The organism is Providencia sp. PROV150, from assembly GCF_028481025.1.
GTDB lineage: Bacteria > Pseudomonadota > Gammaproteobacteria > Enterobacterales > Enterobacteriaceae > Providencia > Providencia hangzhouensis.
Window position 1 is genome coordinate 67,964 of the sequence record NZ_JAMPPJ010000025.1, and the last position, 13,248, is coordinate 81,211.

12 protein-coding genes and 1 pseudogene are annotated in these 13,248 nt (G+C 36.8%); 12 read left to right on the top strand and 1 reads right to left on the bottom strand.

The features are described 5' to 3' along the window. Window positions 1–8 precede the first annotated feature (8 nt). The 10 genes and pseudogenes from PSE83_RS16175 to PSE83_RS16220 all read left to right on the top strand — a co-directional run bounded on the left by PSE83_RS16175 (window position 9) and on the right by PSE83_RS16220 (window position 10,337). Window positions 9–359, top strand: coding sequence for a cupin domain-containing protein (locus PSE83_RS16175; RefSeq protein ID WP_004257847.1), 351 nt, complete (start codon window positions 9–11; stop codon window positions 357–359). A gap of 13 nt (window positions 360–372) precedes the next feature. Beyond that, complete coding sequence (locus tag PSE83_RS16180; RefSeq protein WP_272660983.1) at window positions 373–1,143, top strand: class I SAM-dependent methyltransferase; 771 nt, start codon at window positions 373–375, stop codon at window positions 1,141–1,143. A 214-nt stretch (window positions 1,144–1,357) separates the two neighbouring features. Then, window positions 1,358–3,559, top strand: coding sequence for a TonB-dependent siderophore receptor (locus PSE83_RS16185; protein WP_272660984.1), 2,202 nt, complete (start codon window positions 1,358–1,360; stop codon window positions 3,557–3,559). Window positions 3,560–3,642: 83 nt separating this feature from the next. Beyond that, entirely contained in the window at window positions 3,643–4,743 is a 1,101-nt protein-coding gene (locus PSE83_RS16190) for an ABC transporter substrate-binding protein (RefSeq protein ID WP_004257836.1), read from the top strand. A 284-nt stretch (window positions 4,744–5,027) separates the two neighbouring features. Then, window positions 5,028–5,687 (top strand): helix-turn-helix transcriptional regulator, encoded by a 660-nt coding sequence (locus PSE83_RS16195; protein WP_004257829.1) that lies wholly within the window; start codon window positions 5,028–5,030, stop codon window positions 5,685–5,687. 11 nt (window positions 5,688–5,698) lie between these two features. Continuing rightward, window positions 5,699–6,766: an alanine racemase gene (locus PSE83_RS16200; protein ID WP_004257826.1), complete on the top strand. Its 1,068-nt coding sequence runs from the start codon at window positions 5,699–5,701 to the stop codon at window positions 6,764–6,766. A 15-nt stretch (window positions 6,767–6,781) separates the two neighbouring features. Then, the gene (locus tag PSE83_RS16205; RefSeq protein WP_004257824.1) at window positions 6,782–7,942 is read left to right on the top strand and encodes a M20 family metallopeptidase; all 1,161 of its coding nucleotides are present in this window, start codon (window positions 6,782–6,784) and stop codon (window positions 7,940–7,942) included. A 9-nt stretch (window positions 7,943–7,951) separates the two neighbouring features. Then, complete coding sequence (locus PSE83_RS16210; protein WP_004257820.1) at window positions 7,952–8,413, top strand: RidA family protein; 462 nt, start codon at window positions 7,952–7,954, stop codon at window positions 8,411–8,413. Window positions 8,414–8,506: 93 nt separating this feature from the next. Then, window positions 8,507–9,804, top strand: a pseudogene (locus PSE83_RS16215) (MFS transporter). A 233-nt stretch (window positions 9,805–10,037) separates the two neighbouring features. Further along, on the top strand, window positions 10,038–10,337 hold the full coding sequence (locus tag PSE83_RS16220; protein WP_036958008.1) for an HdeA/HdeB family chaperone: 300 nt from the start codon (window positions 10,038–10,040) through the stop codon (window positions 10,335–10,337). Window positions 10,338–10,457: 120 nt separating this feature from the next. Here the strand turns inward: PSE83_RS16220 and PSE83_RS16225 are convergent, their stop codons facing one another. Continuing rightward, window positions 10,458–11,357 carry a LysR family transcriptional regulator gene (locus PSE83_RS16225; RefSeq protein WP_094961088.1) on the bottom strand — a complete coding sequence of 300 codons (900 nt, stop codon included), beginning with the start codon at window positions 11,355–11,357 and terminating at the stop codon, window positions 10,458–10,460. Window positions 11,358–11,456: 99 nt separating this feature from the next. Here PSE83_RS16225 and PSE83_RS16230 point away from each other — a divergent pair, with 99 nt between their 5' ends. Further along, complete coding sequence (locus tag PSE83_RS16230) at window positions 11,457–12,788, top strand: MFS transporter (RefSeq protein ID WP_198633902.1); 1,332 nt, start codon at window positions 11,457–11,459, stop codon at window positions 12,786–12,788. Then, window positions 12,789–13,181, top strand: a complete 393-nt coding sequence (locus PSE83_RS16235) for a hypothetical protein (RefSeq protein ID WP_004257803.1) — start codon at window positions 12,789–12,791, stop codon at window positions 13,179–13,181. Window positions 13,182–13,248: the final 67 nt, after the last annotated feature.

Below are 13,248 nucleotides of genomic sequence, written 5' to 3' on the forward strand. Positions count from 1 at the left end.
ATTAAACGATGAGCAATAACACAATAACACCTTCAGAAGCGCTGATTATCAATCAGTTAATTAATTATACTGAACAAGGTATTGCAAGCCGCGTATTAGCGAAAAATGGCGGGGGAAATATCACCTTATTTGCTTTTGATAAAGGCCAAGCACTGTCTGAACACAGCGCCCCTTTTGATGCGATTGTGATGGTTGTTGAAGGGAGCTTACAACTTACCATCGAAGGAAAGCCTGTAATGGCTAAACCGGGGGAAGTTGTCAGAATGCCTGCTAATATTCCTCATGCGGTAGATGCGCTTGAGCCCGCAAAAATGCTGTTAGTTATGTTACGTGAGCCTGAAACGGCTTGTACACATTAACTTGGAGGTGAAAATGGACCAATCATTTACCGCCCACGAAGCAGGGCACAAATTTCTAGCACGCTTGGGGAAAAAACGTTTACGCCCAGGGGGAAAAGAAGCAACCGAATGGTTACTTAGCCAATCAGGGTTACACAAGAACAGCCAAGTTCTTGAAGTCGCGTGTAATATGGGAACCACTGCCATTGAAATTGCCTCCCAATTCCATTGTCATATTACGGGTATTGATATGGACAAGCAGGCGCTCGTACAAGCACAAAAGAATGTTGCGAATAAAGGGCTAACAGATTTAGTGGCAATCCAAATGGCGGATGCATCAAAACTACCGTTTGAGGACAACAGTTTTGATGTGGTTATTAATGAAGCCATGCTAACCATGTACGGCGATAAAGCGAAAGCGAAGCTATTGCAGGAGTATTATCGAGTACTAAAACCGGGTGGCTGTTTATTAACCCATGATATTGCATTTAAGGATGCCCAAGCTGTTCAAAGTGTGGTTTCCCAAATGCAGCAAGCGATTAATGTTAAAGCACAGCCATTACCTGAAGCGCAATGGATAGAATTATTTCAACAAGCGGGCTTCCAGCAAGTGTTATCTCACACTGGGCCAATGACGTTGCTATCACCAAAAGGGTTGATTTACGATGAAGGTATTTTGGGTGCCCTAAAGATTATCCGTAATGCATTGAAGAAAGAAAATCGCCCCCAATTTTTGCGTATGTTTCGTCATTTTCGGCAAAACCGTGGAAAATTGAATTATATTGCAGTCGTTAGCGTGAAGTAATTAATAGGAAGATCTTGCGCAAGGATGCGTGACTAGTACTGAATAACCTTTCATTATCTGTTGTTAATAATAATAATTCTTATATTTATCTTGATTCTTAGTTACTGTTGATAATAATTATTTGATAAAATAATAAACAGTAATTTAGTTATGCATTGTGATTTATTTTTTAGATTCAATAACAGCAATTCTAATAATGTAAAGGTTTAATTTAATGAAAATAAAGCATTTTTTTATTATCTCCCCTTGCTTTCTCCCTTTTATTTCCCCCTCCGTATTTGGTGCCGATAAAAAAGAAGAGTCCATAACCGTATCTGCTACACGTGGTTATAAAACCGTTTCAGAAATGGCACAAACCACATGGGTGATTGATAATGCTGAAATTGAGCAGCAAGCTGAAGGTGGAAAAGAATTAAAAGATATTTTAGCGCAGCTTATTCCAGGAATGAGTGTCAGTGGCCAAGGGCGGACAAACTATGGCATGAATATGCGTGGCCGTTCAATGATTGTGATGGTGGATGGAGTACGCCTTAACTCTTCTCGTAGTGATAGTCGCCAATTAGATTCTATCGATCCTTTTAATATTAATCATATCGAAGTTATTTCAGGCGCAACGGCGATGTACGGTGGTGGTAGCAGTGGTGGCTTGATTAATATTGTGACGAAAAAAGGCCAAGAAGAAAAACAAGTTTCCCTGCAATTAGGTGGAAAAACAGGCTTTAACAGTGGTAAAGATCACGATGAAAATATTGCTGCAGCAGTAAGTGGTGGTAATGAGAACGCTCACGGACGTGTTTCTGTTGCTTATCAACGCTATGGCGGTTGGTATGATGGCAAAGGTAATGCGATTAATATTGATAATACCCAAACAGGGCTGCAATTTTCTGATCGTTTGGATGTGATGGCGTCAGGTACTATCAAAATCGATGAAAAACAACAGGTTCAAGCTGTTTATCAGCATTATAAAAGTGAGTCTGATGGTAAACACGGCCTCTATTTAGGAAAAGATTTTTCCGCAGTTAAAGGACAAGGTGAAGCTTATAACAGCAGTAAATTAAGTTCTGACCGTTTGCCGGGAACTGAGCGTAATTTGCTCAATTTACAATATTCAAATGCAGATGTATTTGGGCAGGATTTTGTTGCACAAGTTTATTATCGTGATGAATCACAAAAGTTTTATCCTTTCCCAACCCTTACAGGCAAAGATGTTACAAGTATCAGCTCATCGGATCAAAAAACCAATTTTTATGGAACTAAGCTGACGTTCAATAGCCAACCTATCGATGAATTAACGTTAACTTATGGTGTGGATGCAGAGCATGAGCAATTTCGTGCGAACCAAATGTTTTTTGATTTAGATAAAGCGAAAGAATCCGGGGGAATGGACTTAACTAAAGCTTTCCAAATTGGCCGCTATCCAAGCTATACCACGACGAATATGGCGACATTTTTACAAAGTAGTTATGACATTACGCCAATGTTCACGTTAAGCGGTGGTGTGCGTTATCAGTACACAGAAAATAAAGTCGATGATTTTATTGGTTATGCACAGCAAGAAGCGATTGCTAACGGCAAAGGTAAATCAGCCGATGCAGTACCGGGTGGGAAAACGGATTACAACAACTTACTGTTTAACGCAGGGCTGCTGGTTAACTTAACCGAAGAGCAACAAACATGGTTTAATTTCTCTCAAGGCTTTGAAATTCCTGATATTGCTAAGTATTACGGAACAGGTGATTATGCGAAGACCCCAGATGCCAATGGCCACTATCATCTCAATAAAAGTGTTAACATTAATGATACCAAGGTAAAAGGAATTAAGGTTAACTCTTTCGAGTTAGGATGGCGTTACACAGGGGAAAACTTACGCACACAAGTTGCTACCTATTATTCTTTGTCTGATAGAAGCTATGGCATTAATAAAGATGACATGACCATCTATATGAAAACCGATAAACGCCGTATCTATGGGGTAGAAGGTACGGTGGATTACTTCTTTGCTGACTCAGATTGGAGTGTTGGAAGTAACTTCAATCTACAAAAATCAGAAACTAAAGTGGATGGTAGTTGGGAAAAATGGAGCGTTGATTTCGCGAGCCCATCAAAAGTGAATGCCTATATTGGTTGGGAGCCGAATGACTGGGCGCTACGCTTACAAAGCCAGCAAACGTTCAATTTAACGGATGCGGCTGGTAAGAAACTCGATGGTTATAATACCGTTGATTTATTAGGAAGTTATATGCTACCAGTGGGTAAAGTTAGCTTTGCTGTCGAAAACCTGCTGGATAAAAATTACTCCACAATTTGGGGACAGCGGGCACAAAGCTTATATAGCCCTAAATATGGCGCTGCAAACCTGTACGATTATAAAGGCCGTGGCCGAACTTTTGCCCTTAATTACAGTGTGACTTTCTAATTTGATATTTTAACTAATGATAAGCCACTGTACAGTGGCTTTATTCATACCAACCTATTTAAATTTAAGGTAAAAGATTTTCCATGAAATTATTTCTCACAGGATTATTGTGCTTACTAAGCTTTTGGGGGCAGGCAAAAACGCCAACGGTGATTACCGACTTACAAGGTCGTGAAGTCACAGTTAATCTTCCCGTTGAAAAATTATTTTTGGTGGATAGTCGTGATATTTTGCCAGTGGATATTGCTGCGGGTAAAAGTGGGATATCTCGTATTGCGGGTTGGAGTGATTCGCTTACACAATACGCGCCAGATTTAAAACAAGCTTATTTCAGTGTGTTACCTGAATTAGACAAAATTCCAACCTTAAAGAAAACTCGTGAAGCGGGTCTTCAAGTTGAAAAATTGATCGAATTAATGCCTGATGTGGTAATTATGCATAAGGCTAATTATGGTGCGATGCGTGATAGCCAAATTTTACCGCAACTTGAAGCCGCCGGTATTCAAGTTATTTTTATTGATTTTCGAATGGATATCGCGAAAAACACGCCGAAAAGCATTTTATTATTAGGGAAATTATTAGGAACACAAGAAAGAGCTGAACAGTTTGCGAAACTGTACCAAGAAAAATTAGATGCGATTGAAAGCCAATTAGCTCAGCCATTTCCAACTGTTTTGATTGAAGCGAATGCAGGGTTATTTAGCGATAATTGTTGTCAACTTTATGGTCGTTCAGGTTACGGTTCTTTAGCGGCTCTGGCAGGTGGAAATAATCTAGTTGCAGATAGCTTTCCTGCAAAAGGGGCTGAAAGTTCCATTGAGAATATTATTACATTAAACCCAGAATATTATTTACTGACAGGCGCCGATTGGCACAACTTTAATCGTCGTTCGCTCGCAGTAAGCTTAGGATATAATGCAAATAAAGCTAACGTGCAGAAGCAGTTATCAGTATTAATGGATAGACAAGGGATCTCTTCATTAACGGCAGTTAAAGAAAAGCGCGTTATGGCGATTTACCATAATTTTTACAACAATCCGATGAATATATTTGCCATTGAAGCTATGGCTAAATTTATGCATCCAGAACGATTTAGCGCATTAAATCCAGAACAAAACTTAGTCGAATTCCAAAATCAATTTACAGAGATCCGAGAAACTGGCGTGTTTTGGGTGAGTTTATAAAAATAGGGCTGCTAACTTTTTGTTGGTAATAGAAACTAACAAAAAGTTAGGTTGCTAATTTGTCTCTGCATAGCTTCCCATTTATCAATAAACTCTCTGAAACCCCTTATTCTATCATATCTCCCAGTTTTTTTATAAACTGGGAGTATTGCTATGTTAGTCATGGCAACTAAAAATTTGTTAGCTAGAATCAAGAGATAGATCACAAATTGCTCAAATCTTGATTGAGTCTCCATTATTATCTAACTAATATTTAGTTAGGCTTAAAATAAGTTTGGTAGAAAATGAAAATTATTCAAGACAACTTTGAAATGTTATTGGCAGTTATGAAAGGAATTGCGGGCCAATTTGGCGACAATTGTGAAGTGGTATTACATGACCATAGCAAAGGGTTAGAAAGTAGTATTGTTGCAATTATTAATGGCCATGTTACGAAACGAAAGGTGGGAGACCCAAGTAGTAATTTAGGGCTTGAGGTACTGCGTGGGACAGATGTTGATGGCGACAAATACAATTATTTTACCCAAACCAAAGATGGGAAAATGTTGCGTTCAACTTCAATTTATTTACGTGATGAAACTGGCAAAGTTTCTGGGGCGCTTTGTATTAATCAAGATATCTCAGAATTTATTGCCGCAGAAAAAGCCATTCAAGGCATTACACAACGTAATAGTATTGAGCAAGATACGGTTAAGGAAGTTTTTGTCACGGACGTTAATGAAATTTTAGATCACCTTATTCAAGAATGCATGCAGGTTATCAAAGTCCCTGTCATCAATATGGGTAAAAAAGAAAAAATGGATGCAATTAAATTCTTTGATGATAGAGGTGCTTTCTTAATCAAAAAAGCAGGTGAGAAAATCTGTGAGTTTTTAAATATTTCCAAATATACCCTTTATACCTATTTAGCGGAATTAAAAGGGGAAGACAATAATGAAGAATAAGAGAGGTTTTTATGCCAATAACGCCTTACGTTGCTTTAGACTTACAGCAACTTGAAAAAAATGTCAGAGGCATGACAGGCAAGCTAACACAGCAAGGTATTGAACACTGGCCGCATATAAAAACACATAAATCAGTAGAATTAGCGAAATTTGAGATCGCCTGTGGTGCAAAAGGAATTACATGTGCCACATTGCAAGAAGCGACGGTTATGGCGAAAGGCGGAATTGATCATATTCTGCTTGCTTACCCAATGATTGGTGAACAAAAATGTCAGCAATTTATTGAGTTAGCTAAAAAAATAAAATTAAGAACGATTATTGATAGCCTACAAGGAGCTGAACAATTATCAGCAGCAGCAAAGCAAGAAAACCAAATTATTGAGGTCTATATTGCTGTTGATTATGGTGCTCACCGGGAAGGTATTCAATTAGATGACTTAGAGCCATTTGCACTGGCAATACAAAAATTACCTAATTTGAAAATTATTGGTGTATTTACTTATGCAGGAACAATATACCAATACCGAACCGAGCCTGAAATACGTAAAGCGGCAAAAGCAGAAGCAGATCTTTTATTATCTTGCCAAGAACGGTTAGAAAAATTGGGTATTACAGCGCCTCGGACATCTGGCGGGTCAACACTATCTTCATTCTATGCTGATGAATTAAAAGGGATTACAGAGTCACGGGCTGGGAACTTTATTTTTGGAGATATGAATGCTATCTATGGTGGTATTTATACGCCTGAAGATTGCGCTTTAACAATAAGAACAACTGTTGTGAGTATTCCTATTGAGGGGTATGCAACAGTAGATGCAGGGACAAAAACATTAACTTCTGACCAATCTGCAGAACCAGGCTTTGGTTATATAGTGGAAGACCCAAATATAAAACTAGTTAAATTAAATGAAGAACATGGCTATCTTCGCTATGACCCAAAACAAATTAAATTAAATATTGGTGATGTATTAAATATTATACCGAATCACAGTTGTGTCATTCCTAATTTAACAAACAAAATATATGCATTAAATAATAATGAAATAGACCATATTATTACACCAGACGCACGATATTAAATATCGGAGAATAAAATGTATAAATTAAATGAACAGCAACAACATGAGTTGCTAGAGCTTCTTTGTGCCTTAATTCGGCATAAATCCGAAAACCCGCCAGGGGAAGAACAACAAGTTGCTGAATTTATATATCATTATTTTAAACAAGAAAATATTGATGTTGAAATGCAAGAGGTAGCTCCTGGTCGTCCAAATGTTATTGCACATTTAAAAGGTTCAGGAAAAGGTAAACATTTATTATTTAACGGTCATATAGATGTTGTGCCTTGTGGCTGTGGTTGGAGTACCGAGCCATTCGACCCTGTGATTAAAGATGGAAAGGTTTTTGGGAGAGGGGCTGCAGATATGAAATCTGGTGTTGCTGCAATGATGTATACGGCAACATTATTAAAACGTAATCAAGATACATTTTCAGGTAATTTAACTTTAGTATTTAATGTGGATGAGGAGAGAATTAATCTTGGCATGCTGCATTATATTAAAGATGGAATTTCTGCAGATTATGCCATTATTGGTGAGCCAACTTCTCTTGGTGTATGCATCGCACATAAAGGCGTTAGCCGCTATAATTTAAGTACTAAAGGCACTGCAGGCCATGCAGCAAAAACTCGTTATCCTGATAGTGCAATTTCTAAGATGTCTAAAATACTACCTGCTATAGAACAACATCGCGCTTCTGTTGAGGAAATTAGTCATCCACTATTAGGTAGTGCTTCAATGATTATAACCACTATTAATGGTGGCACAGCTCCGAATATTGTTCCTCAGCATTGTGATATTGAAATAGATAGAAGACTCGTTCCAGGGGAAGAAAAACAAGAAATAGAAGCGAGATTACATCAAGCTATCGCGCAATATAATAAAGGTGAAGAGATAGATTATCACTTAGATAATTACTTATTTATTCCCGCTTCAGATATCCCAGCGGATCACGAATTAACTAAAGTTGCATTAGATACAGTGAGCCGTTTCACAGAAAAAACAGCGCTACCTGAAATATTTGAAGCGACATGTGAGGCGCCTTTTTTCTCGGTTACCAGCCAGATCCCTACACTTATTATGGGGCCTGGGGGACTAGCTCAAGCTCATGTTAAAGATGAGTTTGTTGAAATAAAAGAGTTATATCTTGCGGCTGAAATTTATTATGACATGGCAAATACATTGCTGAATAAATAGGAAAATTGAATGAATATTGAGAAGAAATTAGAAGAAAAAGGAATTAAACTTGCCACACCAGAGACACCAAAGTTTTCATATGTATCTATTAAGCAGTATGGTGATTTACTTTATACATCAGGCCATGATTGTCAAAAAGATGGAGTATTAATTTATAGTGGTACATTAGGTAAAGAATTAACAGTCGAGCAAGGCCAAGAAGCAGCAAAACAGTGTATTGTTAATATATTTTCCTCGTTAAAAGCCTATTTAGGAGATTTAGATAAAATTGATGAATGTATAAAATTATTGGGCTTTGTACAAAGCACTGATGATTTTAAAAACCAGCCACAAGTCATGAATGGAGCTTCAGATTTTTTAATTGAAATACTCGGTGATAAAGGTAAGCATGCACGTTCAGCAATAGGTACGAATACATTGCCTTTTGATACGCCAGTGGAAATAGAATTAATATTAAAGCTAAAGTCGTAAATAATAGATAACAACTAAAGATTATTAATAAAATAAATCTGCGGAGTAAATATTATTCCGCAGGGTCCTGTTACGTCTTAAAGGTACTTAATTATGTCACTACATGCGAGTAAAAGACTAAAGCGCTGGCAGCTTATTGCGCTTACATTTTTGTTGATAGCAGGTATCATTAACTTTTTAGATAGAGCATCACTCTCTATTGCTAACTCTACAATAAGTAAAGAATTAGGATTTAGTGCAACCCAAATGGGATTACTGTTATCAGTATTTTCATTTGGTTATGCCAATTACCTATAGGTATGGTAATGGAGCGCTTTGGAGTTAAAAAGATTTATGGCTTTGGTTTGTTCTTATGGTCGTTAGCACAAACGGTTACAGGGCTATTATCTTCATTTACCCATTTAATTATTGCGCGAGTTATTTTAGGTATTGGTGAAGCCCCACATTTACCTACAGGCGTTAAAGTCGTTAATGATTGGTATAATATTCGTGAACGAGGGTTACCTATGGGGATTGTTAATATGTCCTCTACGTTAGCTCAAGCGCTGGCTCCACCTTTGCTCATTGCATTAATGTTAGCTTTTGGCTGGCGTACAATGTTTATTATTATCGGTATTATCGGTATTAGTGGGATTATTCTGTCTATACTTTGGTTTATTTTCTATCGTAATCGTGAACAATTAGAATTAACAGATGATGAATTAAACTATTTAAATGACGGAGCTCCACCATCTTCAACGAATAAAGTTTCTTTCAAAGAATGGGCATCATTATTTAAACAACGTTCTTTATGGGGAATGATTATTGGGTTTAATGGTGTGGGTTATATGGTTTGGCTATATCTAACATGGTTGCCCGCTTATCTTGAAAACTCCAGAGGTTTAAGTCTAGAAAAAACTGGCTGGGTTGCCGCAATACCCTTTTTATTTGGTGCGCTTGGAATGCTCGTAAATGGTGTTGTTGCAGACTATGTGGTGAAACGTGGCGCTGACAAAATGAAAAGCCGTAAATGGATGATTTGCTTAGGCTTATTATTTGCTGCCATGTTTACACTACCTGCTGCTTATACTGACAGCACATTTTCAGCTGTTGCTTGTATTAGTATGGCCTTGTTTTCTATTCACTTTGCAGGGACTTCTGCTTGGGGATTGATTTTAGTTTCAGTGCCTTCTCGTTTAATTACCTCAGTGAGTGGTATTCAAAATTTCGGTGGTTTTATTGGAGGGTCATTTGCTCCGATTATTACCGGTATTATTATTGACCAAACACATTCATTTACCTTAGCTCTTGTTGTTTGTGCAACGGTCGCATTCCTTGCATCATTGGTTTATTTCTTCTTTGTTAATGAACCAATTAAAGACCCTGCAGAGATGGAAGTAAAAGTAGTATAGTTAAATTTTATGGCCACTTTTTATAAGTGGCTTTTCTATAAAAAAACAAATCTTATATTGATGCTCTAATTGGGTCATTATTTGTAATTGATTGTTTTTATTATTTTTTATTCGATTCTTTAATTCAGTATAAATTTAATCATCAAAATTGGAATATGTAATTCTCATAAATAATATGCTAATAATAACCAGCCACATGATTATATGTTTTTAATTTTCCAAAGGAGTTTAAAATGAGAAAGGTTATTATATCTAGTGTATTATTTGCTGTATCTACAATTTCATTTAACTCAATGGCAGCAGACAAAAATACGGTTACACCTGAGAATATGACTTGCCAGCAATTTATTAATTTAGATCCTCAAAGCTGGGCACCTGTTGCGTTATGGGTAACAAACCAAGAAACGCAATTTAAAGGTGGAGATTATGTTGCGCTAACAGAGCAAAGTGTTGCTGAGGTCCCTCAGATTGTTGAGTTTTGTAAGAAAAAACCGGAAGGCACTCTGCAAGATTATTTAGCATCTAAGAAATAATGCTAACTATTATGCCATGGAGGGCATAATAGCCATTAACAATGAGAAAAATGAGTTTTTATACTGTGGTAGATTAGAAACTACACTTTAGAAACATTGAATCGATATATCTTTATATCTTTATTTATTTACAGCTAATTTATCGACTAAAAAATCGATAAATGCACGTGTCTTAGCCGGTAAAACAAAAGTATTTGGATAAAGTAATTGAATATTTTGTTTCGGTAAACGGTATTCGGGTAACACATGAACTAAACGCTCATGCTGCAAGTCGTCGTCAACCATCCAAGCAGGGCAGATAGCAATACCTAAAGAGGCTAGCACCATATGGTGAATAACGGCCGCAGAATTAGACTCATATTGGTTTTTAATTAAAGGTAAGTAATATTTTTCATTTTTTGAATTCTGTAAAAAATATTGAGGATCTTGCCAGTTTAATAGCGCATGGTTAATCCATGGGACATTTGCTAAATCAGTGAGTTGTTTGATTGGGTATTTTTTTAGAAATTCAGGAGTGGAGACTAAGTAAATCTCATACTCACCCAGTTTTTTCATTTTAAGAGATGAATTTTTTAAATTACCTAATCGAATAGATAAATCGAGTTTTTCTGTGATCAGGTCATCTAATGATGAGTTAAATGAATATTGTAACCTTAACTTAGGATAAAGGCGGCAAAATTCAGGGAGTAGCGGCAAAATAAAACGTTGGCCAAATTCACTCGTTGATGAAAAGCGTAGCAAACCAGCAATATTCGTTCCTAAATTTTGGCTTTTTTCGAATGCTTCATCTATTTGATTTTGAATACGTTTAAAGTCGTCATAAAAATGTTTTCCTACCTCTGTTAATGCAATATTTCGCGTGTTTCGTGTTAGCAAGCTTACATTAAGCTGACCTTCTAATTGTTTGATATCGACACTAACCATAGAGCGACTTAGCCCTAAAATATCTGCGGCTTTAGTGAATGAACCCGAATCAACAACCTGTAGAAAACTGATAATCTTTTTAAGATTTCTTTGCATAATGATAACGATTGTTCTTTTTTATTAAACAATCATGTTACCTCCCTTGTATCGACAAAGAAAGTACTTAAACCTATTCTTTGCCACCGGAGGAAGTCCATGAATTATCGATACAAAATTGCCACAGTATTTTTACTCGGTTTCTTTATTGATTGTATTAATATTTTTATGCCAGCGATAGCATTACCTGACATTGCTGCATCATTTTCAGCAAGCCAATCTCAAGTGGCTTGGGTTGCCAATGCCTATATTTTAGGTTTAGTTCTGGTGATGCCAATCAGCTTATGGTTAGCAGGTAGGTTAGGTAACCAAAAATTACTGTGTTATTCCATGCTACTTTTTTCTATTGCAGCTTGGCTCAGTGGAAGCAGTGATTCAATATATAGCTTAATTTTTTGGCGCTTTATCCAAGGGGCTGCGGGAGGGTTATTAATTCCGGTAGGTCAGGCGTTAGTTTTCGCATTATTTCCAAATAATGATCGCCAGCGTATATCAACATTGATTATGACAGTCGCGTTAATTGCTCCCGCATTTTCACCTGCAATTGGCGGCCTAATTATTGATTCTTTGTCTTGGCATTGGGTCTTTTATTCTAATTTACCTTTCTCATTACTAACGGCAGTACTCGCTTGGATATGGATAAAAAATGATGGGAAAAAAATAAGAGAAAAGCCAGATAGTTTGGGGCTAATAATGGTGAGTTTAAGTTTGTTAAGCCTATTATTATCATTCTCTTTTTATAATGATTATCACAATTTACTATTGGCTTTGGCGAGCTTTTTTACTTCTGTATTCGTATTTATTGTTTACCTTAAATATGCCCAAAAATGTCGAGAACCTATTTTAAATTTTCAGTTATTGAAAAATAGCAATCTGCGTAATGCTTTTATTGTTTACTATGCTGTTCCCGGTATTTTTACGGGAGTTAATTTACTCAATATTTTTAATCTACAAGAGAACATGGGGTTCAGTGCAGCAAAAACCGGGCTATTTATGGTGCTATATGCATTGGGGGCGGTAATATCAATGTTAACTGGTGGACGTCTTTACTTACAGATAGGAAAAAAACGATTATTTATTATTGGTATTACATTACATAGCCTTGGTATTTTTCTGCTTTATTGGGTCTCATCTTCCAGCCAGCTCAGTTTATTGATAATTGCTTATTTATTGATGGGGATGGGGGGAGGGTTGAGCGCCAATACTGCACAAATTAGCTCGTTGATGGATTTCAAAGACAAAGATTTACTTCAAGGTAGCGTGTTATGGAATATTAATCGACAAGTCGCATTTAGTGTTGGTGCAGTCGTATTTATTTCTATATTTAGCTTAATGACTTTCTCGAGTGATTTATTACGTTATCAATTTACGTTTCTTATTGCATCAATACTCGGGTTACTTTCATTAATTTCAGTGATCAAGGAAAAATAAATGAGTGAAACAATGGAAAGAGCGCAGCAAAGCGTGGTGGATTTACATATTCTTATTGAGGATATTTTTACAGGGCGTCGTGGTAATAAAAGTTTGGCGCCGTTATTAGCCAGCTTCGATGACAACTTCAAAATGGTTACCACACAAGGCCATTGTATTGGATTAAATGCAGTGACTCAGTTATTTAGTCAGAATGTAGGGGCTAGAACATCATTTTCTACAGAGTGTATTAATCTGATGCCATTGTGCGAAGACAATGGCTATTGCTGGGTTCAGTATCAAGAAAAACAGCAAATAAATGGTATTGAGTCGTTAAGAATTTCGACTGCATGTATCAGGGTCGAACCCGAAAAGTGTGTTTGGGTTTATTTGCATGAAACACCGGTAGTGTAGCTTTCCATGGTTTTAGTGACCATAAAAAAACACCTGCCGGAGCAGGTGTTTTTAGATATAAATAAAT